At 46.6% G+C, this 23611-nt stretch carries 17 protein-coding genes and 1 tRNA gene; 5 read left to right on the top strand and 13 right to left on the bottom strand.

The annotated features are described in order from the left end of the window. Window positions 1-2: 2 nt before the first annotated feature. A complete protein-coding gene (locus HRU69_11615; GenBank protein QOI98093.1) occupies window positions 3-578 on the bottom strand; it encodes a YqgE/AlgH family protein in 576 nt (191 codons plus the stop codon). An 83-nt stretch (window positions 579-661) separates the two neighbouring features. Here HRU69_11615 and pdxH point away from each other — a divergent pair, with 83 nt between their 5' ends. Next, the gene (gene pdxH, locus HRU69_11610; protein ID QOI98092.1) at window positions 662-1303 is read left to right on the top strand and encodes a pyridoxamine 5'-phosphate oxidase; all 642 of its coding nucleotides are present in this window, start codon (window positions 662-664) and stop codon (window positions 1301-1303) included. A 1-nt stretch (window position 1304) separates the two neighbouring features. On the opposite strand, the gene bshB1 is transcribed toward pdxH, so the two are convergent. From bshB1 to HRU69_11575, 7 genes are all read right to left on the bottom strand, one after another. Beyond that, window positions 1305-2021 carry a bacillithiol biosynthesis deacetylase BshB1 gene (gene bshB1 / locus HRU69_11605; protein ID QOI98091.1) on the bottom strand — a complete coding sequence of 239 codons (717 nt, stop codon included), beginning with the start codon at window positions 2019-2021 and terminating at the stop codon, window positions 1305-1307. After that, window positions 2018-2968 (bottom strand): thioredoxin-disulfide reductase, encoded by a 951-nt coding sequence (gene trxB, locus HRU69_11600; protein QOI98090.1) that lies wholly within the window; start codon window positions 2966-2968, stop codon window positions 2018-2020. Before trxB ends, bshB1 begins: the two co-directional genes overlap by 4 nt. 72 nt (window positions 2969-3040) lie before the next feature. Next, on the bottom strand, window positions 3041-3904 hold the full coding sequence (locus HRU69_11595; GenBank protein ID QOI98089.1) for an RNA polymerase sigma factor RpoD/SigA: 864 nt from the start codon (window positions 3902-3904) through the stop codon (window positions 3041-3043). A gap of 70 nt (window positions 3905-3974) precedes the next feature. Continuing rightward, window positions 3975-6122 carry a polyribonucleotide nucleotidyltransferase gene (pnp, locus tag HRU69_11590; GenBank protein QOI98913.1) on the bottom strand — a complete coding sequence of 716 codons (2148 nt, stop codon included), beginning with the start codon at window positions 6120-6122 and terminating at the stop codon, window positions 3975-3977. Window positions 6123-6227: 105 nt separating this feature from the next. Next, window positions 6228-6503: a 30S ribosomal protein S15 gene (gene rpsO, locus HRU69_11585; GenBank protein QOI98088.1), complete on the bottom strand. Its 276-nt coding sequence runs from the start codon at window positions 6501-6503 to the stop codon at window positions 6228-6230. A gap of 89 nt (window positions 6504-6592) precedes the next feature. Then, complete coding sequence (locus HRU69_11580) at window positions 6593-8308, bottom strand: YjgP/YjgQ family permease (GenBank protein QOI98087.1); 1716 nt, start codon at window positions 8306-8308, stop codon at window positions 6593-6595. 78 nt (window positions 8309-8386) lie between these two features. Beyond that, entirely contained in the window at window positions 8387-8788 is a 402-nt protein-coding gene (locus tag HRU69_11575) for an ATPase (protein QOI98086.1), read from the bottom strand. A gap of 114 nt (window positions 8789-8902) precedes the next feature. Here HRU69_11575 and HRU69_11570 point away from each other — a divergent pair. The 4 genes from HRU69_11570 to HRU69_11555 all read left to right on the top strand — a co-directional run bounded on the left by HRU69_11570 (window position 8903) and on the right by HRU69_11555 (window position 12692). Next, a tRNA-Met gene (locus HRU69_11570) sits at window positions 8903-8976 on the top strand. 40 nt (window positions 8977-9016) lie between these two features. Then, window positions 9017-10663: a glucose-6-phosphate isomerase gene (gene pgi, locus HRU69_11565; GenBank protein QOI98085.1), complete on the top strand. Its 1647-nt coding sequence runs from the start codon at window positions 9017-9019 to the stop codon at window positions 10661-10663. Between the two features lie 53 nt (window positions 10664-10716). Then, window positions 10717-11703, top strand: coding sequence for a 6-phosphofructokinase (gene pfkA / locus HRU69_11560; protein ID QOI98084.1), 987 nt, complete (start codon window positions 10717-10719; stop codon window positions 11701-11703). Next, entirely contained in the window at window positions 11703-12692 is a 990-nt protein-coding gene (locus tag HRU69_11555; GenBank protein ID QOI98083.1) for an ROK family protein, read from the top strand. The genes pfkA and HRU69_11555 overlap by 1 nt, the downstream gene beginning before the upstream one ends. Here HRU69_11555 and HRU69_11550 read toward each other — a convergent pair. From HRU69_11550 to HRU69_11530, 5 genes are read right to left on the bottom strand one after another with little or no spacing between them, the layout of a single operon-like run. Beyond that, window positions 12652-13869: a hypothetical protein gene (locus tag HRU69_11550; GenBank protein ID QOI98082.1), complete on the bottom strand. Its 1218-nt coding sequence runs from the start codon at window positions 13867-13869 to the stop codon at window positions 12652-12654. The genes HRU69_11555 and HRU69_11550 overlap by 41 nt on opposite strands. 46 nt (window positions 13870-13915) lie before the next feature. Then, complete coding sequence (locus HRU69_11545; protein ID QOI98081.1) at window positions 13916-16309, bottom strand: DUF3536 domain-containing protein; 2394 nt, start codon at window positions 16307-16309, stop codon at window positions 13916-13918. A 35-nt stretch (window positions 16310-16344) separates the two neighbouring features. Next, window positions 16345-18312: a 1,4-alpha-glucan branching protein GlgB gene (gene glgB, locus HRU69_11540; protein ID QOI98080.1), complete on the bottom strand. Its 1968-nt coding sequence runs from the start codon at window positions 18310-18312 to the stop codon at window positions 16345-16347. 11 nt (window positions 18313-18323) lie between these two features. Then, window positions 18324-21659: a maltose alpha-D-glucosyltransferase gene (gene treS / locus HRU69_11535; protein QOI98079.1), complete on the bottom strand. Its 3336-nt coding sequence runs from the start codon at window positions 21657-21659 to the stop codon at window positions 18324-18326. Continuing rightward, a complete protein-coding gene (locus HRU69_11530; GenBank protein QOI98078.1) occupies window positions 21656-23611 on the bottom strand; it encodes an alpha-1,4-glucan--maltose-1-phosphate maltosyltransferase in 1956 nt (651 codons plus the stop codon). The genes treS and HRU69_11530 overlap by 4 nt, the downstream gene beginning before the upstream one ends.

The raw sequence follows: 23611 nt of genomic DNA, 5'->3' as shown, positions 1-23611 counted from the left end.
GGTTAATTCAGGTTTGGGTCAACCGGATAATTGGCATAAACCGAATAGCGCCCGCCCATATTCTCCAGTGCTTTCCTCCACATCAAAGCCGGTTTCGTTTCGAATAACAACTCTTCGGTTACGAAGTCACAAACAATCCATGAATCCTGCTCTAATTCTTCATTCAATTGGCCCGGCCCCCAACCACTGTAACCCAAAAAGAACTTAATTTCATCCGGCCGGAGTTGGTTGGTATCAGCCAGTAACAATACCTGGTCAAACGTTCCTCCCCAATAGATGTTTTCTAAAATCGGCTCACCGTTTTCTATCTTAGCTGATCGATGAATAAAATGCAGTGTATCTTGCTGTACCGGCCCGCCAACATACACTTCGTGGTTAAAGTTTTGAAGTTCATCCATCACCTCACCGGCCTTTAACATGGCCGGTTTATTCAGCACAAACCCGAATGAACCCTCCTCGTTATGTTCGCACAACAACACCACCGTGCGTTCAAAATTCGGATCGGGCAGAAAGGGTTCCGAAATGAGTAACCTTCCCCGTTCCGGAGTCAATTTGTTTTTGTACCTGAAGAAATCCATTATTTGAAGGCCGAAATAAAATACTTGTACCACTACGAAGCAAATTTTAATAATTAGACTAAACTTGAAGTCAATAAGTTGTCATGAAACCCGATATCGCTTCGCTGCGCAGGGAATACGCAAAGGAAAAACTGGATATTGAGACAGTCGGAAATGACCCCATAGCCCACTTTGAAGCGTGGTTTATGGAGGCCTTGTCGGCTAATGTGCTGGAAGCGAACGCCATGACGCTTTCAACCCTAACGGAGAACGGAAGGCCCACCTCGCGGGTAGTGCTGCTGAAAGGCATTGAAAACGATAAGTTTGTTTTCTTTACCAATTACCAGAGCAATAAAGGCCGGGAACTGGATGCGAATCCCTATTGCGCACTTAATTTCTTTTGGGCCGAACTGGAACGCCAGGTGCGTATTGAAGGCACCGTGGCCAGGATAAGTGAGGCCCGCTCAACTGAATACTTCCGAAGCCGTCCGCGGGGAGCACAGGTGGGTGCATGGGCCTCCCCGCAGAGCGCAGCGATTTCAAGCCGTGAATTGCTGGAATCGCGTTACCTTGAAATGGAAGCCCGCTACAAAGAGGGCGAAATACCAAAGCCCAAACAATGGGGTGGCTATGAGGTTGAACCGTTTTTAATTGAATTCTGGCAAGGAAGACCAAACCGGCTTCATGACAGAATACTTTTTGTAAAAACAGACAATAAATGGAATATCAGGCGGTTAGCACCTTAAGTTAAAGCAGGTCGGTAAGCAATTTAACACCCGGTATCCTTCTAACCGTAAAGCCCTCCCCATATTTTGCTCCAATTGCACTTCCAAATTCAACTGCACGTGCCTCAACCAAACGCAGAAATTCGGGTGACGAGATATACGTACTTGGTTCCTTGCTGGCCGGGTTGAACATCTGGCTTTCAAAGGCCATGTATGATGCCACCTTTTTATCCCAGTAATCGCTGATATCGACCACGATATCGGGTTTAATCAGTTGGGCCTGTATAAAGTGGTAAACTGCTTTGGGGCGCCAGGCAAATTGATTTTCTCCCCTGTCGGTTGTGATAATTTTTGCTAAGCCCGCCAGAAAACAGGAATCGGCCACCAGTTGGGCTGCCCTCCCATGGTCCGAATGCCTGTCGTAAATGGCGTTGGTAATAACGATTTCCGGCTTATACCTCCGGATAGCTGCAATTACTTGGCGCTGGGCTGACTCCTCGTTTTTGAAAAAGCCATCGGGTAGCCCCAGGTTATCCCGCACGGTTAAACCAAGGATTTTAGAAGCATTTTCAGCCTCCCATGCTCTGATTTCCGGTGTTCCACGGGTACCCAGTTCGCCACGGGTTAAATCAACAACACCCACCTTGTGCCCCATTGCTGCATGCCTTGCCAAGGTGCCCCCGCAGCCCAGTTCGGCATCATCGGGGTGCGCAGAAAATACCAGAATATCGAGTTTCATGGGTGGGCAAACTCCATTTCTTTTGCGGCCAGAAATTTTTCAGCATCAAGGGCACCCATACAACCTGTTCCGGCTGCAGTAACTGCCTGCCGGTACACTTTGTCGGCCGCATCACCAACGGCAAATACCCCTTCTACATTGGTACGGGTGGAGCCCGGTAGTACTTTAATATAACCAGTCTCATCCATGTCGAGGTAGCCCTTGAAAATATCGGTATTAGGCTTATGCCCGATAGCCAGGAAAAATCCCTGCACAGGTATTACCTTCTTATCGCCTGTTTTGTTATTCACTACACGCACACCGGTAACCCCTGAATCGTCACCCAATATTTCATCTGTTTCTGTATTCCAGTGTATCTCGATGTTCGGAGTATTTTTAACGCGGGCCTGCATAATCTTTGATGCGCGCATCTCATCGCGTCTTACAATCAGATGTACTTTGGTGCAAAGTTTCGACAGATAGGTTGACTCTTCTGCAGCTGAATCACCCGCACCAACAACTGCTACTTCCTTGCCGCGATAAAAATATCCATCGCATATCGCACAGGCCGAAACACCTTTGTTTGCAAACTTCTCTTCCGATGGAATGCCAAGGTATTTGGCACTGGCACCGGTAGCAATGATCACGGCATCCGCCAACACTTCGTCTTTCTCATCAATGATAAGCTTAAGCGGATACACCGAAAAGTCAACAGAGGTTACCAGGCCATAGTGAATGCGCGTACCAAACCGCTCGGCCTGCTTTTGTAAGTCTACCATCATCTGCGGACCGTTGATGCCATCCGGGTAACCCGGAAAATTCTCCACATCGTTAGTTGTGGTAAGTTGCCCGCCAGGCTGGCCCCCGGCATAGAGCATGGGCTTAAGCCCAGCCCGGGCTGCATAGATGGCGGCTGTATAACCGGCAGGGCCGGAGCCAATAATTACAACTTTTTCTTTCGTAGCCATAATCGGTATCAAAATTAAAGGGTCTCACTTGTAACAAGCCGAGACCCCCAAAATGTTTCAAAACAGATAAAATTAACCCAGGTAAGGTTTTAAAGCCTTGCTCCGGCTGGTATGTCTGAGCCTGCGGATGGCCTTTTCCTTTATCTGGCGCACACGTTCGCGTGTGAGGTTAAACTTCTCTCCTATTTCCTCCAGGGTCATGGCATGTTCACCATTAAGCCCGAAGTATAAGGTTATCACATCAGCCTCGCGTTGGGTAAGGGTTGAGAGTGCACGCTGGACCTCCTTGCGAAGCGAATCGTTCATCAGACCCGAATCGGGTGTTTCCTCGCTGTCGTTTTCAAGTACATCGAGCAAACTGTTTTCTTCTCCTTGTACAAACGGTGCGTCCATGGAAACATGGCGACCTGAAATTTTCATCGTGTCAACGACCTCTGCGGTAGTCACATCAAGCACTTCGGCAAGTTCTTCAGGCGAGGGTTCGCGTTCGTACTTCTGCTCAAGTTCAGAAAATGTTTTTGAAATTTTGTTCAAGGAGCCAACCCGGTTCAGCGGGAGGCGTACGATACGTGATTGTTCGGCCAAAGCCTGAAGGATGGATTGACGGATCCACCATACTGCGTAAGAAATAAATTTAAAACCACGGGTCTCGTCAAAACGCTGGGCGGCTTTAATGAGGCCAAGATTCCCTTCGTTAATCAGATCGCCCAACGACAAGCCCTGGTTCTGGTACTGCTTGGCAACCGATACCACAAAGCGGAGGTTTGCCTTGGTTAGTTTTTCAAGTGCAATCTGGTCGCCTTCTTTGATGCGCTTGGCCAGTTCCACTTCTTCGTCAGGAGTAAGCAGGTCCACCTTGCCAATCTCCTGAAGGTATTTATCAAGCGACTGGCTTTCGCGGTTAGTAATCTGCTTACTGATTTTTAACTGTCTCATGCCTGTGTTTAAATCAGTGTGGTAACAATATAGTTTCTCAGGTTAGTTCCTGTCAAATTAGCTGAATAGTTTATTCGCTGGCAGCGGCCTCCTTTTTAGGTGGTTTTGGCAGTAAAACCTTTCTGGATAACCTGAATTTGCCGGTTTTTTTATCCACATCAACCAGTTTTACCTTGATTTCCTCACCTACTTCCAGCACTCCGTCCATGGTTTCAAGTCTTTCCCACTTTATTTCAGAGATATGCAATAAACCGTCTTTTCCGGGCATAAATTCAACAAATGCACCAAACGGCATAATCGATTTAACCTTGCCATCGTAAACCTGGCCTATCTCAGGTACGGCCACAATGGCGCGGATGCGCCTTAACGCGGCATCCATTACATCTTTGCTGGCAGCAAATACGTTAACAATTCCTTTATTGTTTACTTCTTCAATAACTACAGTTGCACCCGTGGTATTTTGAATGTCCTGTACTACCTTTCCGCCAGGGCCTATAACTGCGCCAATCATCTCCTTTTCAATGATTACCGTTTCGGCACGCGGAGTATGCGGTTTGAGGTCAGGGCGGGCCTGAGCCAGGGTTTTCTTCATTTCAGTGAGGATGTGCAAACGGCCCTCTTTGGCCTGCTCAAGGGCTTCTTTCAGTACCTCGTAGGTAAGTCCATCAACTTTCAGGTCCATTTGGCAAGCCGTAAGGCCTTTTTCAGTGCCGGTGGTCTTAAAGTCCATGTCACCGAGGTGGTCTTCATCACCAAGAATATCTGATAGAATTGCGTATTTACCTGATTGGGAATCAGAAATCATTCCCATGGCAATACCCGAAACAGGCGCTTTAACAGGCACACCAGCATCCATAAGAGCCAGCGAACCGGCACATACAGTAGCCATGGAGGAAGAGCCATTGGATTCCAGAATATCCGAAACCACCCGTATGGTATAGGGGTTTTCGGTGTCGGGAGGTAAAACCTGCTTTAAACCTCGTAATGCAAGGTTTCCGTGTCCCACCTCCCTGCGGCCAGGACCCCGATTGGGCTTTACCTCGCCCGTTGAAAAACCGGGGAAATTATAATGAAGTATAAACTTGCTGGAGCCGCTAAACATGGCACCATCAATAAGTTGTTCGTCCAGTTTCGTACCCAGGGTTACTGTGGTAAGCGATTGGGTTTCGCCACGAGTGAATAAAGCAGAGCCATGGGTTGAAGGAAGTAAATCAACTTCGGTGTATATCGGCCTGATTTGCCGGGTATTACGACCATCAAGGCGTATTCCTTCGTTCAATACTAAATCGCGGGCAGCTTTTTTATGAATATCGTGGTAGTACTTCTTTACCAGATCCTTATTAATGGTAGTGTCTTCGGGCAATGTGGCCAGGTAATCGTCAAGAATCTGCTGAAATGCTGCGCTGCGCTCTTTTTTATTTTTAATCTGCTTTTTAGCCACTTCGTACACTTTGGGGTACAGCAGATCAACCAGTTGTTGTTTAAGGGCTTCGTCTTTTACCTCGTGATTGTAGACTCGTTTGGTTTCTTTGCCCAGTGCTTTGGCCATATCCAACTGCAGTTGGCACTGTACCTTAATTGCTTCGTGGGCTGCTTTTAGGGCTTCGAGCATTTCTGACTCACTTACCTCTTTCATCTCTCCTTCAACCATCAGAATATTGTCGATGGAGGCACCCACCATCAGGTCAATATCGGCACGTTCTTTTTGCTCGAGCGTGGGGTTAATAACAAACTGGCCGTCAACCCGGGCAACCCGAACTTCGGATATCGGTCCGCCCCAGGGGATATCAGAAATTGACAGAGCGGCCGAAGCAGCAAATGCCGCCAGCGCATCTGGCAAAGCATTAGAATCACCCGAAATCAGGTAAATCATCACCTGTGTTTCCGCATGAAAGTCATCAGGAAACAAGGGCCGGATGGCCCGATCAACCAACCGGCTGATCAGGACTTCATAATCAGACAGTTTACTTTCGCGTTTCAGAAAGCCACCGGGCACTTTACCGGTGGAAGCAAATTTTTCCTGATAGTCTACGGATAAGGGCATAAAATCGGCTCCTTCAACCGCTTCTTCCCTGGCAACTACGGTTGCCAACAGCATGGTATTGCCCATGCGCAGTACTACCGAGCCATCGGCCTGGCGCGCCAGTTTTCCTGTCTCTATTGTAATCTCGCGGCCGTCCGGGAGTTTACAGCTTTTTGTAACTACGTTAAACATGATAAGTCTTGTTAGCAGGCCTTGTCCCACACTCCGGACTTAGCCTTCGGTTAAAAATGTAAAAGGGAACTCAGCAAACCGGTTCCCTGTATTTTCTTAAAATTTCCCTTACTTTCTTAAGTCAAGCTCGGCTATAATTGACCGATACCGCTCAATGTTGTTGCGCTGCAGGTAATTGAGCAACTTTTTACGCTTACCTACCAGTTTCATCAGGCCCTGTTGGGTAGCATGATCTTTTTTGTGCTCTTTCAGGTGTTCAGTTAACTCGTTAATCCGCCTGGTAAACATGGCGATCTGCGATTCGGGCGATCCGCTGTCTTTTTCAGTTTTCGAGGGACTGTGTTTCTTAAACAACTCCTTTTTCAATTCCGCAGTTAATGGCATCTTAAAAAATGGTTTTATTTCTTTTATTTCAGGCGGCAAAGATACACCAAACGGCCTTAAAACTCCAAAAATACCTGAGAATAAGCCGTTTAGACTGGCTTTGGCAGGATTCTTTTGTTAATCAGCCACAGTTTGGCTTTGTCGAATGCAATTAAATAAGCATCGGCATCAAACAACCGGGCATCCAACCGGGCCTGGCGTAGAAATAGCAGGCCAGTTATCAATAAAATGAAGTCGGCAGCCCAAACACCCATGGGTACCGGAACAATGCCTTGTTTCGCCCATTTTTCACCGGCCATGGTTAACAGGTAGTAGATGATGAAAAAAAGGATGGAGACAAGAAACGGAACACCTAATCCACCCTTTTTAATAATGGCACCCAAAGGGGCACCAATTAAAAACATGGCAATACAGGCCAATGAATTAGCCAGGATTTTGTGCCATTGGATTTCGAATACCTTTCGCTCGGTAACATATACATCCAACGTGTTGATGGCATTTGAAATCTCACTGCGGGTTGTGCGTGCACGGGCTGCTGCCTGGCTATATAAGATGGCATCCGCTGGTGTATCCAGCAGACTATCCAGTTTTGAAATCACTAACGAAACAGAGTCTGAAGCGGTGTAGGTACGGGCAAGTCGCTGCTGAAACTGCTGTGTTGCTTGACCGATTTTTACAGAATCGCGAAGTCCTTTCAAAAATCCTCTGCGGGTGGGCCTAACCTTATCTGATTTGGTGATTTGCTGAATGGTGAATTGCTCACTGACAGAATCTGGTTTGTTGACTGCGTGCTGATCGGGCACCTGTTTTTTAGCCGGTTCCCATTGCGATTGGTTAACTGTATTAACTTGCTGTAACTCAACCGGCATGGTAATCTCCTCGCCCCGCTCAATATGGGCAAAATAGTTTGCCCGGTTGTTGTAATACTGCAGGCGTTGGGTACGTATTTCGTTATTCACCGAATCAATATCACCATTCAGTTCGCTGAGGTTGCGCATAATGCGGTTGCCCTGAAACCACTTTTTATCCGTGCGGTTCAAATCGAATGATGATAAATCGAAAACTACCTGTGTTTTTGAAAACCGGCTTCGGCTAAACGTTTCATTATTATGCTTACGTTTCTGGCCGGCCACTTCCTGCCCGGTATTTGAGCCTTCGGAGTAATTGTAGCCATTGAATAACTCAAGTTTCAGGTATCGCTCGTTGAGTATAGTGTACATGCGGCCCGAATCGGCAAGTGTAACATCTTTGTTACCATCGCGCTTGCGGTGATCATAAATCAGCACATTTTTAATAGTAATTCCATCCGGATATCGTTTATCTACCTTAATGCTGATATCGGGTATGCCATTATAAAATGCGCCCTCGCGTAAATCAAGTGCTGGCTTTTTCTGCTTAATATCATACAATAAACTGTATGCCTCAAGCGCGGCTTTTGGCACCAGGTTGTTGTTGACGTAAAAAGCAACCACCGTAAGGATAAGGACGAAAAAGAAAATCGGCCGGATGGCGCGCAGCAGCGATATACCTGCACTTTTAACAGCCGTCAGTTCAAAGTGTTCACCCAGGTTTCCGAATGTTATTAATGATGAAAGTAGTACTGCCAACGGCAAGGCCACGGGGGTCATAAAAACGCCAAAGTAAAACAGTAGTTGCCCGATAACATCCCAGCCCAGCCCTTTACCAATGATGTCATCAAAATACTTGAGCATATGCTGGGTGAGCAGAATAAAGACCACCACCAGAAAGGTTAGTGTAAACGGCCCGATAAAAGAGGTATAAATAAGCTTATCGAGTTTTTTCATACTGCAAGGTCTGCAAAGGCAAATCGCAAGCCAAATATAAACAGGGATGGGTGGGTTTCGGTTTGTTCTTACCCGATGTTAACCGCCTACAATCTTACGAAGTGTTTCAACCAGACTGTCCCACAGGTCTTCAAGCTCTTTCAGATCATCAAAATCTGAGTAATCCGTAACCTTAAGGAATACCGATTGGGTTAACTCGTTAAACTCAAGACGAAGTTCAAAGTAAGCAGGGTCTTTTTCGTCTTCAGTACTTTCAGGTAAAAATTCAAACCGGGCATAATGGTTGGTTCGGTGCGCAACCAGCCTGGCTTTGTGCTCTTCGTTGTCCCAGTAAAATGTATAGGTCTTATCCTGGTTGTTTACCTTAACATCATCAGCAAACCATTCGGCCAATCCGCTGGCGGTCTGAATATAGGGGTATAGCATCTTGATCGATGCATGAATTTCATAGTCCCTGGCGAGTAGTCTTTTTTTGGCCATGGTTTGCATATCCGGTTTTTAAATTAGAGTAATTTTCTGGTAAGGCAAAATGAAAATCAGTTTTGGGTGAATACGCCTAAACTTGTTAAGTTTGCGGCCTGTTTTGATATGAATGGCGCGGTAGCTCAGGTGGTTAGAGCGTTGGATTCATAACCCAAAGGTCGGGGGTTCAACTCCCCCCCGCGCTACGAGGCTCCAACCGGTTGGAGCCTTTTCCTTTATAAAACAATGCTACCATCTGTAAACCCGACAGAAACAACTGCCTGGCGAAATCTGGAAGTAAATTTTCTTACCCTGCAGGCTGTCCATTTAAATGAGTTCTTTGAGGAGGATCCCGCCCGCTTTAAACGGTTCTCACTGCTTTTTGAGGACATCCTGGTTGATTACTCAAAGAACCTGATAACGACAGAGACGTTGGCTGAACTTGTTAAGCTGGCCCACGAATGTCGGTTGCCTGAAGCCATTAACGCCATGTTTTCAGGTGAGAAAATTAACCAAACAGAAAACCGGCCGGTGCTGCATGTAGCCTTGCGAAACCGAAGCAACGCACCCATTGAGGTTGACGGACAAAACGTAATGCCGAAGGTTAATGCTGTGCTGGAACAGATGCGAAACTTTGCCAACCAGGTGCGCAATGGCCAGTGGAAGGGTTATACCGGAAAACAAATCACTGACATTGTGAACATTGGTATTGGGGGATCGGATTTGGGCCCATTGATGGTAACGGAGGCACTTAAGCCTTATTGGACAACCCTTACGCCTCATTTCGTTTCAAATGTTGATGGCACACACATAGTTGAAACACTGAAAAGGGTAAATCCTGAAACCACGTTATTTATTGTGGCATCCAAAACATTTACTACGCAGGAGACTATGACCAATGCCGAAACAGCAAGGCAATGGTTCTTGTCAAAAGGTGCCAAACAACAAGATATAGCCAAGCATTTTGTAGCCGTTTCAACAAACAGTAAAGCTGTAACGGATTTCGGCATTGCACCGGAAAACATGTTTGTGTTCTGGGATTGGGTTGGCGGCCGGTATTCATTATGGTCATCCATTGGCTTGTCAATTGCCTGCACCATCGGTTTTGAAAATTTCGAAGAACTGCTGGATGGGGCCCACGCAATGGATATGCACTTTAAAAGCGAACCCTTTGAAAGAAACATACCTGTAATTCTGGCCCTGCTGGGCATTTGGTATAATAATTTTTATGGAGCCGCTTCGGAAGCGATTTTACCCTACGATCAATACCTGCATCGGTTTGCCGCTTATTTTCAGCAAGGCAATATGGAGAGCAACGGCAAATCCGTTGATCGCAACGGCCAGCCGGTTCACTATCAAACCGGCCCCATCATCTGGGGCGAACCGGGCACCAACGGGCAACACGCCTTTTATCAACTTATTCATCAGGGAACAAAACTTATTCTGTGCGATTTTCTCGCACCGGCTCAAAGTCACAATCCGGTAAGTGACCATCACAATAAATTACTTTCAAATTTCTTTGCCCAAACCGAAGCACTCATGAAAGGCAAAAGTTTGGATGAGGTGCGTAACGAATTAAAAGCAAGTGGCATGACCGAAGAACAAATTGCTTTTCATGCTCCTTACCGGGTGTTCGAAGGAAACCGCCCCAGTAACAGTATATTGTTCAAGAAACTTACGCCCCGAACGTTGGGCAGCCTGATTGCCATGTATGAACATAAAATTTTTGTGCAGGGTGTTATCTGGAATATCTTTAGTTTCGATCAGTGGGGTGTTGAACTCGGAAAAGTGTTGGCCAAGAAAATACTTCCAGAGCTAAGCAGCCCCGAAGCCGTATCGAGTCACGATTCATCCACCAACGGGCTGATTAACTATTTCAAACGATTGAAATAACCCCACAGAGAAGCAACAAAAAAATCGGTTTAAAGCCCTATTTTTGGCGGATTTTGATGGATACCACAATATCGAAAATCGGAGTTTTTACATCCGGTGGTGATGCCCCCGGTATGAATGCAGCTATTCGTGCAGTTGTGCGCGCTTCTATTTACTACAAAAAGGAAGTATTTGGCATTATGCGCGGTTATGAAGGCATGATTGAGGGTGACATTGTTAAGCTGGGAGCCCGTTCGGTGGGTAACATTCTTCAACGAGGCGGCACCATTCTGAAATCGGCCCGAAGCCAGGAATTCCGCACACCCGAGGGTAGAAAAAAAGCGTTCGAACAATTAAAAAAGCACAGCATCAATGCGCTGATTGCCATTGGTGGCGATGGCAGCTTTACCGGGTTACACCATTTTTATAACGAGTACGGTCTTCCATCGGTGTGTATTCCGGGAACGATTGATAACGACATACCCGGAACGGATTATACCATCGGATACGATACAGCCACCAATACTGCCGTAGAGGCCATTGATAAGATACGCGACACAGCGCTTTCGCATAACCGCTTATTTTTTGTTGAAGTAATGGGCAGGAATTCCGGCTACATTGCCATTAACAGCGGCATTGCCGGGGGTGCAGGCGCCATTATCATTCCGGAAGACCACATGACATTCGAAGAACTGTATGCCATTCTGAAACCCGGTGAAGAAACAGCTAAAAAATCAAACGTGGTAGTGGTTGCAGAGGGATCAAAAATTGGCGGAGCCCTTGAGTTGGCACGTAAAGTAGCTGAGCGTTCCTCCTACTTTGATATAAAAGTTACCATCCTGGGCCACCTGCAGCGAGGCGGCTCGCCCACTTATTTCGACAGGGTGCTTGCCAGTAAACTGGGTGTGGCTGCCGTTGAAGGAATACTGAACGGCAAACAAGATGTTATGGTTGGAATACTGGATAATAAAATCAGTTTTACATCCTTCGAAACAGTGCGATCGGGTATTCATGCAATAAATGAAGAGGATTTACGCATTGCAAAAATCTTATCAATCTGATGAGCGATATTACCATAGGCATTGATATTGGCGGAACAAATACCAAGTTTGGTATTGCCGACCGGCAGGGAAATGTACTCTTCCAGGATAAAATTTCTACGCAGTCGTACAATGATTTTACTGATTATATTCATGATTTATCAGCTAAAATAAAGACCGCACTTCCTGCCGGGCATACGTTGCTGGGCATTGGCGTTGGGGCAGCCAACGGAAATTATTACAAGGGTACTATTGAGCATGCCACAAACCTGAAATGGAAAGGAATTATACCACTGGCCGACCTGTTAAAAAAGGAATTCAATGTTCCGGTAATTGTAACCAACGATGCCAATGCAGCTGCCGTTGGCGAAATGATATATGGTGCAGCCAAGGGCATGCGCGACTTTGTAGTAATAACTCTGGGTACCGGGCTGGGCAGCGGGCTTGTATGTAATGGCGAACTGGTAAATGGCAAGCACGGCATTGCCGGTGAATTGGGGCATACTACTGTAAATTATGCCGGCCGTTATTGCAACTGTGGTAAGCGCGGTTGCTTAGAGACTTATGTTTCGGCCACAGGCATTAAGCGCACGGTTTACAAACTGCTGGCCGACCACCTGGAACCCAGCGAACTCAGGGGTATCAGTTTCGACAAACTGAATACCAAAATGATTACCGAAGCTGCGCTGCGGGGTGATGTGGTGGCTAAGGAAGCGTTTGATTACACCGGCCGGATATTGGGCACCAAACTGGCAGAAACCGTGGTACATACCGACCCCGAAGCCATTTTTCTGTTTGGCGGATTATCGTTGGCCGGTGATTTAATTTTTACGCCCACCATTAAACACATGGAAATAAACCTGATGCCGATATTCCGTGGCAAGGTAAAGGTGCTTCCTTCCGGATTACAAAATCAGGCCGCACCCATTTTGGGTGCCAGCAGTTTGGTGTGGAATTACCTGGAACGTGTTACTTCAAAAGGCGGTAACCCAGAACTATTGCCGTGTTAGAGAATTCGCTGGCTATCTGTGCAGACGACTCAGCATTTGAACGGTTTAAATAATACCGAACTTCTCCAAACAAACGTTTCGTGGCAAAGCCAATTCCCGCTGAATACCTCGAACCACTTTTCACGATGTCAAATTCAACAATATATCCTGTAAAAAAATTGGTTGGTATCTGACCTCCGGCTTTGCTGCTTGGATTATCATAAACGATATGAAGGTTAATAAAGATTGATTTCTCTTTAGGCAGATAAAAATATCTTCTAAGCCCAATCGGTATTTCAATTGATGAGTAATCCACTTTATATACCCCGTCAGCACCAGTGTATTCATCACTATACGTCCGGTAGTTAGGCTCAAACAGTAATGACCATTTCTTATTTCGGTTATTAAAAGCAGGATATATCTCCAATTCAAGTCCTATTCTTGGCGTTAACTTTGAGTCAAAGTTAGCGGCAAATACCTGACCGGCCCCTACCGCAGCCGTGGCTGTATAGGTGGAGAAATTAATACCCGGTCGAAAATTCAGATTTACAATTACAGGCGCCTGTTTTTCTACTACTTGCGGAGCAGAAACTACGCCTGTACATTCGTTGTATTTTTTAAATAAGTTCTCTAAAGGCTTGGCCATATAAGAAACGGTAATTTTTTCCGGAATATCCTTACACTTCAAGGCTTCCTGTAACTGCATTAGGTAGGTTTTATTGTAAGCCACCTGATTGGAGTAAGCATAGTACACTTTATAAACAAGCTGCTCAATTGCCCCCTCACCCATCCGGTAAAAAAAACGTGTAAAACCATCCGTACGATAAACGTACAAAGTAGCCTGGCCACCAGCAATAATTTTCAGAAACAAAGTCTCACGGCTCCATTCCGGATTTCGGTTGTTATCGGCCTGATTCAGATTGGCGCTGGAGCGATCAATATTAACAGTTGCGCTTATAAAAACACCGACATCGGCAATTCCAAATTCACGGATATCCTGTGGCTTTAATTCAGAAGGAGTATCATTATCCGATAACTTATAGTCAATCTTTTTAGGATTGTAGGCACCATCCAGGCGCTTAATTAGGCATTCAACCCGGATACCCTCATTATTAATGAAGTATCCTTTATCCCAACTATATTGGGCAAAGACAAATGTGTTGATCAACAAAACAATAGATGTAAAGGCTAATCGCATAGGCAAGCAAACTATCTGTTAAAATAATTACCATTAAATATATCAGTTATACCTTCACTCCTAAATTTTCGCCTAATAATTTAAACTGATTTACCCACTCTGGTTTGGAACTCAAGGTTTCAATACCCTCGCCCCTCGATATCTCAAAATAAAGGTTTTGGCTTTTATGCAGGTTGGGCTCCAGATCAAACTTTCGCAACAACGGGAACAACCGGTTAAGCCGCTCAATGCGTTTGAGGTTACTGCGCTCGGCACTAATCCGCCTGAGTTCCTTAAATATACTATCGCCTGCCAGGCGCGCAACGTTATCCGGATCGGTAATGGCCAGTTCCCAGGAAGCAAGTTCACCCATCACGTGTTCAATCTTTTTAATATTAATTTTTTCAGTCTGGAAACTGTTGATCAAATCGGCATTTAAAATGTACTCAAACGTGGTAGTATAGGCTTTAGGTATGGGTATATTGTTGTGAGCCAGCGCGTTAACCAGCGGATAGTCACGATTATACACCCTGCGCAAGGTTTCTTCCAATTCTTCCATGCTTTGTTGCATAATCATGTCAAGCACTTTGCGTTTCTCATCCTTAAACAGGTGCCATAACGTGTATTTATCCGGGCCGAAATAGGTTTGCATCAACCCGATAACATCGCCAAGCCGGCCCTCATCAAATGCCACCACAATCCGGGTTTGCATTGATGCAAATGTTACTTCATCCATTTCAAGTGAAATATTTCCCAGAATGTTATGCTTACCTAAATAAACAGCCGCAAAAGCAAAGCGCTTTTCTGAACGGGTTACGTTCGATCGTACCCGTGTTATTCCCACCACCAGCCGTTGCTCACCTGCTTCTTTACGGATAAAAAATTCATTGGACGTGGTGTAGTTAAATATCGGAAAGTTCTCCGGATCTTCTTCAAATAGTGAAGCCACGGCATAATGCATACCCACACGCTGCAAATTTGTTTTAGCAGGCACTACAAACCGCAGGTAGGCAGCTGCACCATGGTGTAGCAAAGGATCATTGCTGGGGGCAGCTTCAAGCCGCTTTAAAAATTCGGATTCGAGCTCATTACCTCCAAGTTGAGTCATCAGCTGCATGGCCCGGCAGGCATATTGCATAATCTGGGTGGTTTCAATACCACTGATTTCATCGAAAAACCAACCACAACTGGTGTACATTAACATGGCGTGACGCTGCATTTCCATCAGGCGAAGCACATTGCCCGGCTCGGCTGTTTTTAAAGCATGATCCTTTAGAAATTTACGAATCGTATCATCGTTTCGGTTAAGGATTACGCTGATGTAGTCGTTACGCGCTTCCCCCGGATCTTTAAGGTACCGGGCGGCTTCCTGCTGAAACAATTCATTTAACCGGTTGCGAAGCCAGTCAAGCGCTTCCCGCAGGGGCTTACGCCAGCGCTGGTGCCAACCGGGCTTTCCGGAGTTACAGCCGCAGTCGGCACGCCACCGCTCAACACCATGTACGCAACTCCATGAACTATTCTCGTGTATCAGCACATCATAAACAGGAGGCTGCATCGAGAGGAACTCAGCATAGTTTGTAAGCCTAACGCCTTCCTTTTTCTCAATATAATCCAAGCAATAGGCCAGCGCCATGTCGCCATGTTTATGGTGATGGCCGTAGGTTTCGCCATCGGTAGCAATGTGCACCAGTTGAGGTGTTTCGTTATGATCACTGAAAGCACCCAACAATTCTTCTGCAAACTGCTGTCCGTTATTCAGCAACCCGTTAAAGGCCACGCCTTGCGAACGTTCGCCATCGTAAAAGAATAAGATGATTGAATTGCCTGACGGCAGCAGACACCGGTACGGCCTGCGGGTGTCGATGCCGGAAGCGCCAACTTCATACCAATGTTCCTCGCCCATTTTACGATAGGCCTTTGCCTGCCGAGGCGCAAGAATGGTAAAGCGGATACCGGCCTGTGCCAGCACTTCCAGTGTTTCTGTATCAACAGCAGTTTCCGAAAGCCACATGCCTTCGGGCTTTCTGCCAAACCGATATTCGAAATCGCGAATACCCCAAATAACCTGGGTTTCCTTATCAGCCCGTGTGGCCAGGGGCAGAATCATGTGATTGTAAACCTGAGCGATGGCAGAACCATGCCCGCCAAAGTTTTTTATACTCTCTTTATCGGCTTCGAGGATAGCCCGATAGGTTTCCGGGTCGTTCTCTTCCATCCACGAGAGCAGTGTGGGGCCGAAATTGAAACTGATTTTAGCGTAGTTGTTTACAATGTCGCGGATAACTTTTCGATCATCCAGAATTCGCGATGCTGCATTGGGCGCATAACATTCAGCAGTTATCCGCTCATTCCAGTCGTGGTACGGATGGGCCGAGTCCTGTACTTCGATAACCTCAAGCCAGGCATTTTCGCGGGGCGGCTGATAGAAGTGTCCGTGTATGCAAATGTATCGTTTCATGGGCTGGGCGCAGTGCGTTGAGATGAAACTGCCATTCAACTCTCAATATCAAATTCAAGTTCTTCCTTCTCAAGCTTAAGCAGAGTTATGCCCAGCGGAGGTAACGTAATCGAAACAGAGTAATCCCGACCATGGCACTTTACGGGAGTGGTTGCCATTAATCCGGTATTGAGCACGCCACTACCTCCGTACTTTTTATCATCTGAATTAAAAATTTCCATCCATTTACCCCGGTACGGTACACCCATGCGGTAATCGTGCCGGACTTCCGGTGTAAAGTTGCATGCAACCAAAAGGGTCTCCTTTTTTTCATCGGCTTTTCTCAAATAAACAATTACCGAATTTTGTCTGTCGGCAAAGTCAACCCACTCAAATCCGCGGGCATCAAAGGCGTATTTATACAATGCAGGTTCCTGCTTATACAGTTTATTTAAATCTTTCAGCAGTAGTTGCACTCCGCTGTGCAGCGGATACTCCAGCAAGTGCCAATGCAGGCTCTGGTCGTGATTCCATTCGGCAAATTGGCCGAACTCACCACCCATAAAAATCAACTTCGACCCCGGATGCGTAAACATGTACGAAAACAACAGGCGCAGGTTGGCAAACTTTCGCCATTCATCTCCGGGCATGCGCCCGATTAACGATCCTTTGCCGTGTACCACTTCATCATGCGAAAGCGGAAGCATAAAATTTTCGGTAAAGGCATACATTATGCTGAACGTAATCTCATTATGATGCCAGGACCGGTGTATAGGATCTTCCTTAAAGTATTTAAGCGTATCGTGCATCCAACCCATCATCCACTTCTGGCCAAAGCCCAGTCCGCCAAGGTAGGTTGGCCTCGATACGCCTGGCCAGGCAGTTGACTCTTCCGCTATCGTTACGATGTCCGGAAATCCGGCATACACGGCTTCATTAAACTCTTTCAGAAAATTAATCGCCTCGATGTTTTCGCGCCCTCCGTATTGATTGGGAACCCATTCGCCTTCCTTGCGGGAATAATCCAGGTACAACATGCTGGCCACGGCATCCACACGAAGGCCGTCAACATGAAACCGGTCGAGCCAGTACATGGCATTGCTGATGAGGAATGACCGCACTTCGTTGCGGCCATAATTAAAAATGTAACTCTTCCAGTCGGGATGAAATCCTTTGCGCGGATCGGCATGTTCGTACAGGTGGGTACCATCGAACAAAAACAATCCATGCTCATCGCCCGGAAAGTGAGAGGGCACCCAGTCGAGGATAACGCCTATGCCTGCCTGGTGAAGCGAATCGACCAGAAACATAAAATCTTCGGGACTGCCATAGCGGCCTGAGGGGGCAAAGTACCCGGTAACCTGGTAGCCCCATGAGCCGAAAAACGGATGCTCCATAACGGGCAGCAACTCAACGTGGGTAAATCCCATTTCTTTAACATATTCCACTAATTGTGTGGCCAGTTCACGATACGTGAGTGAGCGATTACCCTCATCGGGTACCCGCCTCCATGAACCCAAATGCACTTCGTAAACCGAATAAGGTTTGGGGCTTTGCGCCAGTTTCTTTCGTGATTGCATCCATTTTTTATCCGTCCATTTAAAATCGGGGTGCCAGGTAATGGATGCTGTGCGCGGAGGTGTTTCGGCATAAACAGCAAAGGGATCAGCTTTTTCGAGCCAGGCTCCGTGGCCCGATTGAATGGCGTATTTGTATGCTTCGCCTTGTTGAACACCGGCTATAAACCCTTCCCAAATTCCTGATTCATCCCAGCGCGGATATAACTTGTTGGCCGATTTATCCCAAAAATTAAAGTTGCCGATTACCGAAACGGATTTTGCGTTAGGGGCCCACACGGCAAAGTAAGTACCATTATTCCCTTCGAATTGAGCCGGGTGCGCACCAAGCTTTTCATAGAGTTTGAAATGTTTACCGGTTTTAAACAAATGAATATCGAAGTCGGTAAACCGAGAATGGCTCTCCGGCATACTGGATGCGGATCTGGCTGCTTTCTTTTTTCCCATGAGTTACAGGTTTATCCGGAAACTTTTTTTCGAACATCGCGCTCCTGAAAATACCGGTTCATATGGTAATAAATACCCCTGAGCGGAATAATTACCCAATCGGGCCGGCCGTTTAACTCGTAGCCAAGTTCGTATATAGCTTTCTCTATCAAAAAGGTACGTATCAGGAGATCATTCTCGTCCGACCACTCCTGGTCTTTCCCCATCCTCTCCATATACGCACCAAGGTAAAAGCGGCTTACGTAATGCTGCCATTGTTCGGCCCACGCTTCAAGAAACTGCAGATCGCGGGCACGGTAATTTTCATTGAGTAGCATTTTTCCAAATGCTGCGTAGTGAAAAGAACGCATCATACCGGCCACATCTTTCAACGGATTTTTCTTCAGCCTGCGCTCGCTAAAGGTAAAGCCGGGTTCTCCTTCAAAGTCGATGATAACAAAATCCTTTCCGGTAAACAGTACCTGGCCGAGGTGGAAATCGCCATGGATGCGTGTTTTAATGGCGGTAATTCGGGTTTCGTATATTTCGCGAAAGCAGGCCAGTACATCGGGTTCCAGTTCAAGCACTTTTTTGGCAAGGTCACGAACATCGGGTGCAAGCTTATTCAATGAACTCTCCAGCAGGTTAAACCGGTCGCGCACCAATTTACGAAGAGAAGAATACAATGAACGTTGGTAATTAGGTGTAAAATATTCCGGTACAAAAGCCGGATTGGATTGATCGGATGCTAAGGCCAGGTGCATTTCGGCTGTGCGCTGCCCCAGCCTTACTACCCGTTCATAAAAACCCCGGCCGATAAACTCCTGGATCAGCTCCGGGGCTTCTTCAAAGCGCATAAGCGGTTTATTAACCAGTTTAGGAAGTTTCTCCTGCTTCGCACCGGCCATAACACGTTCATAAAAGCGCCCAACCGAATCAATCGACATGCTCCAGGCCTCGCCCTGGTTATCCACTTTTTCCTGCAGCAATCCAAACACCACAACTCCGCGTTCATCATGCAGTTCAATGCTGCCCATATACCGCGGGCTGTTTGCAAAACTGGCATGCTCACTTAAAAACCGTACGATTTCAAGATCAGGATTCATCTCCCGTTCCAACTTGCGGTAGAATTTGAAAAAGTAGCGATCGTTATAAACGATGGCCGTATTGCTTTGATCGGCTTTTAATATTTTAGATTCGATGCCGCCTGCAACATCAATCTTATTAAACACACTGGTATTAAACTCAAGAACACTACCCGGGTATTTAATCCGGGATTTACGTTCCATGCCGGCAAGCAGATAATCGCGAAAAACGCGGTCGTAACTGCTATCCATGATGAATCCTGCCTCGTTACGAATTTCGGCCCGGCAAATCACACTCTGTGCAGTATACTCTACCTGGTCCAGTATCCTGTCAGACGGAACAAACACCATCGGTAAAAAATACAATTCGGGCAGGCGTTGCACATAATGTACTTCTATTAATGTAAGGTAATGCGTTGTTCCCTCCACTTTAAGCGGATATACGCTGTCAATAGCTATTTTACTGATTACACGGGCTTTGCCTCCGAACCACCTGCACTTTTTCATAAATACCGGCAGCACCTTGCGCTCAATAAACCGCCTGTCCTGGTAGGAGGCAAACATCTTCTCCCACATTGCCTCGGTTTCAAGTACCGGCAATTCACCACCGGTTTTCGCATTCTCCTTTTTATCAACTACATCAATCTGAAGCCAATAGTAACCATAAGGTCCCAATGTTATAGGATAATCTCCGTTTCCTACATTCTGAAACCGGTTTTGACTGAACACTTCGGTTACATCGCATTCTTTATGGTCGGCCAAATTTAAAATGGCGGCCTGTGAAAATTGCGACATGTTGGCCACTACCACAATGCGTTGTTTCTCCAGGGTGCGTGAATAGCAAAGTACTTTGCTGTTATTGGTTTCGATAAACTTTGTTTCTCCCCTGCCAAAGAGGTTAAGCCGTTTGCGCATGGCGATGATGTTGCGCATCCACCAGATAAGCGATGATGGATTTTCAAGTTGAGTGGCCACATTAACCGATTCATAGCGGTAAACCGGATCGGAAATAACAGGCAAGTACAGCTTTTGCGGATTGGCATTGGAAAAACCTGCGTTGAGGTTCATGTTCCACTGCATAGGGGTTCGAACACCTTGCCGGCCTCCGAGGTAGATGTTATCGCCCATCCCGATTTCATCGCCATAATAAATAACCGGTGTGCCGGGAAGCGAAAACAAGATGGCATACAGCAGTTCAATTTTTCTGCGGTCGTTGTTTAACAAAGGCGCCAGGCGCCTGCGAATACCGGTATTAAACTTGGTTTGCGAATCGCTGGCATACGCTTTAAACAGGTAATCCTTTTCTTCTTCGGTAACCATCTCAAGTCCCAACTCATCGTGGTTACGAAGGAACAAGGCCCACTGACAGTTTTCAGGGGTACGGGGTGTTTGTTCCATTATATCCACTATCGGGTAACTGTCTTCCGTACGGAGCCCCAGGAACAAGCGGGGCATCAGCGGATAATTAAAGGCCATGTGGCATTCATCACCGTTGCCAAAGTAAGAAGCGGCATCTTCGGGCCACAGGTTGGCTTCGGCAATAAGCACCCGGTTTTTATAATGCTTATCAATGTGGTTACGCACCTTTCGTATAAAGGCGTGCGTTTGCGGCAGGTTCTCGCAACTGGTACCTTCTTCTTCAAACAGGTACGGTATGGAGGCCATCCGGAACCCGTCAACACCCAGTTTCAGCCAGAAATCAACAATCTTGATGATTTCAAGTTGGACTTCGGGATTGTCGTAGTTCAATTCGGGCTGATGGCTGTAAAACCGATGCCAGTAATAGGCTTTTGCTTCCGTATCCCACGACCAGTTAGAAGATTCTTCTTCCTGAATGATGACCCGTGCCTCTTTATACTTTTCTGGTGTATCGCTCCATACATAGAAATTACGGTAGCGCGATCCGGCTTTGGCTTTTCGGGCACGCCTGAACCACGGATGCTGATCGGACGTGTGATTAAGAATCAACTCAATAATAACCCGGATGCCCCGGTTATGAGCCTCTTTAAGAAAAGCCCGGAAATCCGACAACGTACCTAATTGAGGATGAACTTCACAATGGTCGGTAATGTCATATCCGTCATCTTTTAAGGGCGAAGGGTAAAAGGGCAGCAGCCAGATGGTGTTAACACCCAGATCTTCCAGGTAATCCAATTTCTGAAGCAACCCCGGAAAATCGCCAAAGCCGTTCTGGTTACTATCAAAAAACGCGCGAACGGACAACTCATAGATGACCACATCTTTAAACCACAGCGAGTCCTTATGCTTTTGCTGGCTGCTCATGCAAACGATTCATGAACTGTGAGGTGAAACAAATGAAATGGCAGTTTGTGCGGATCGAGCTCAACATAATTCCACTCCTGCGTCCAGGTGTAATGCTCATTCGTTACCATATCGTGCAATTTCACGTTAATCAGGTCACTCAGCCGCAGCATTTCCTTCGGCAGTTGCACATAGCCGGATTGCCGGCCATGCTGATCGAAATTAACAACCACCAGAACACAATCAGCAAGGTTATCGGTAGTTTTCAGGTAAGCCAGCAGGTTGTCATTATTGCAGGTACAAAAATGAATGTTCCAGGTTGACTGCAGGGCCGGGTGTTCCTTGCGGGCTTTATTTACGATGGAGATAAGGTCTGTCATACGGGTGGTTTTCTTCCAATCGTATTGTTTGATTTCAAATTTTTCAGAATCGAGATATTCTTCTTTTCCGGGAATCGGAATGTTTTCACAAAACTCGAAGGGCGGGCCGTAAATGCCGTAGTTGGACGAAAGCGTGGCAGCCAGCACAAACCGGATAATAAAAATTGTATCGCCCTGATGTTGCAGGTGGTACGGAAGGATATCAGGCGTATTCGGCCAGAAGTTCGGCCTGAAATAATTGCGCGAGGGGCCGTGAACCAACTCGTTCATGTACTCAACGATCTCGTTTCGGGTAACGCGCCAGGTAAAATACGTGTACGATTGGGTAAACCCCAGCTTGGCCAGTGTAGCCATAACCTTCGGGCGGGTGAAGGCCTCCGATAAGAAAATAACATCTTCGTGCTGTTTATTCACTTCGGCAATCAGCCATTGCCAAAACCTAAAGGGTTTGGTATGCGGGTTATCAACCCGAAAGATTTTAACTCCCTGATCAATCCAATACAGTACAACACTAAGTAATTCATTCCACAAATTCTGCCAGTCATCGCACTCAAAATTAAACGGGTAAATATCCTGGTATTTTTTCGGTGGGTTCTCGGCATACTGAATGGAGCCATCCGGCCGGACTTTAAACCAATGCGGGTGTTCCTTTACATAGGGATGATCCGGAGCGCACTGAAAAGCCAAATCCATGGCCACATCAATACCCCGCTTGCGGGCTTTCACAATTAATTCTTTGTACTGTTCGAGGGTGCCCAACTGAGGATGAATAGCTTTGTGCCCCCCTTCATCGCTGCCGATAGCCCACGGAGAGCCGGGCTCACCGGCTACAGCACGCACGTTGTTGTTCTTGCCTTTCCGGTTTACTTTTCCAATGGGGTGAATGGGCGGAAGATACAGCACATCAAAACCCATGGCCTCAATGCGTGGCAACAGTTTGACAACATCGGCAAAGGTGCCGTGCTTGCCGGCCAGCGAGGCCGACCGCGGAAACAGTTCATACCAGGTACTGAAACGGGCTTTAGCATGCTCAACTACCACCAGCAATTCAGCCGGATAAACCGTTTCATGCTTTCGAAGCGGATTACGTTTTACCAGTTCGGCAAACATGTTGTCCGAAACCAGTTCAATGTTTTCGGCATAACGCGTCTCATCCTTCAGTTGAGCGGCTAGTTTAAGAACATCCTTCTTTTTGCCTTCAGGTAACTGAAGGAGCAACACGCTTCCTTCGGCAAGTTCTACCTGAACCTGAAGCTGGGCCGCAATCTTTTTTAAGATGCCATCATACCAGGTTTCAAAATGGTCAACCCAGGCCCGAACGGTAAACACGTATGGAACTTTATCCGTAACCGTAAAGGTACCCGACCATGAATCATTTCCCTGGTGATGCATTTCGGCCAGGTTCCAGTTTTTTTCAGTTTTCTTTCTGAATAATACTTCGGCACGCACATGGTCATGGCCATCAGAAAATATATCGGCTGTTACCTGTACAGCTTCGCCCACAGTACGCTTAACGGGATAAAGGCCCCTATCAACCTGCGGTTGTACATTTTCAATAATAACACGGGATTGGCCCGGTAGTGAGGCAATCAT

Source organism: Flammeovirgaceae bacterium (assembly GCA_015180985.1).
Lineage (GTDB): Bacteria > Bacteroidota > Bacteroidia > Cytophagales > Cyclobacteriaceae > UBA2336.
This window is presented reverse-complemented; position numbering and strand designations above follow the sequence as displayed.

Bases quoted from the DNA above. Each gene is read 5' to 3' on its own strand.
- HRU69_11615 (QOI98093.1), bottom strand. From the start codon at position 578: ATGGATTTCTTCAGGTACAAAAACAAATTGACTCCGGAACGGGGAAGG.
- pdxH (QOI98092.1), top strand. From the start codon at position 662: ATGAAACCCGATATCGCTTCGCTGCGCAGGGAATACGCAAAGGAAAAA.
- bshB1 (QOI98091.1), bottom strand. From the start codon at position 2,021: ATGAAACTCGATATTCTGGTATTTTCTGCGCACCCCGATGATGCCGAA.
- trxB (QOI98090.1), bottom strand. From the start codon at position 2,968: ATGGCTACGAAAGAAAAAGTTGTAATTATTGGCTCCGGCCCTGCCGGT.
- HRU69_11595 (QOI98089.1), bottom strand. From the start codon at position 3,904: ATGAGACAGTTAAAAATCAGTAAGCAGATTACTAACCGCGAAAGCCAG.
- rpsO (QOI98088.1), bottom strand. From the start codon at position 6,503: ATGCCATTAACTGCGGAATTGAAAAAGGAGTTGTTTAAGAAACACAGT.
- HRU69_11580 (QOI98087.1), bottom strand. From the start codon at position 8,308: ATGAAAAAACTCGATAAGCTTATTTATACCTCTTTTATCGGGCCGTTT.
- HRU69_11575 (QOI98086.1), bottom strand. From the start codon at position 8,788: ATGGCCAAAAAAAGACTACTCGCCAGGGACTATGAAATTCATGCATCG.
- pgi (QOI98085.1), top strand. From the start codon at position 9,017: ATGCTACCATCTGTAAACCCGACAGAAACAACTGCCTGGCGAAATCTG.
- HRU69_11555 (QOI98083.1), top strand. From the start codon at position 11,703: ATGAGCGATATTACCATAGGCATTGATATTGGCGGAACAAATACCAAG.
- HRU69_11550 (QOI98082.1), bottom strand. From the start codon at position 13,869: ATGCGATTAGCCTTTACATCTATTGTTTTGTTGATCAACACATTTGTC.
- HRU69_11545 (QOI98081.1), bottom strand. From the start codon at position 16,309: ATGAAACGATACATTTGCATACACGGACACTTCTATCAGCCGCCCCGC.
- glgB (QOI98080.1), bottom strand. From the start codon at position 18,312: ATGGGAAAAAAGAAAGCAGCCAGATCCGCATCCAGTATGCCGGAGAGC.
- treS (QOI98079.1), bottom strand. From the start codon at position 21,659: ATGAGCAGCCAGCAAAAGCATAAGGACTCGCTGTGGTTTAAAGATGTG.
- HRU69_11530 (QOI98078.1), bottom strand. From the start codon at position 23,611: ATGATTGCCTCACTACCGGGCCAATCCCGTGTTATTATTGAAAATGTA.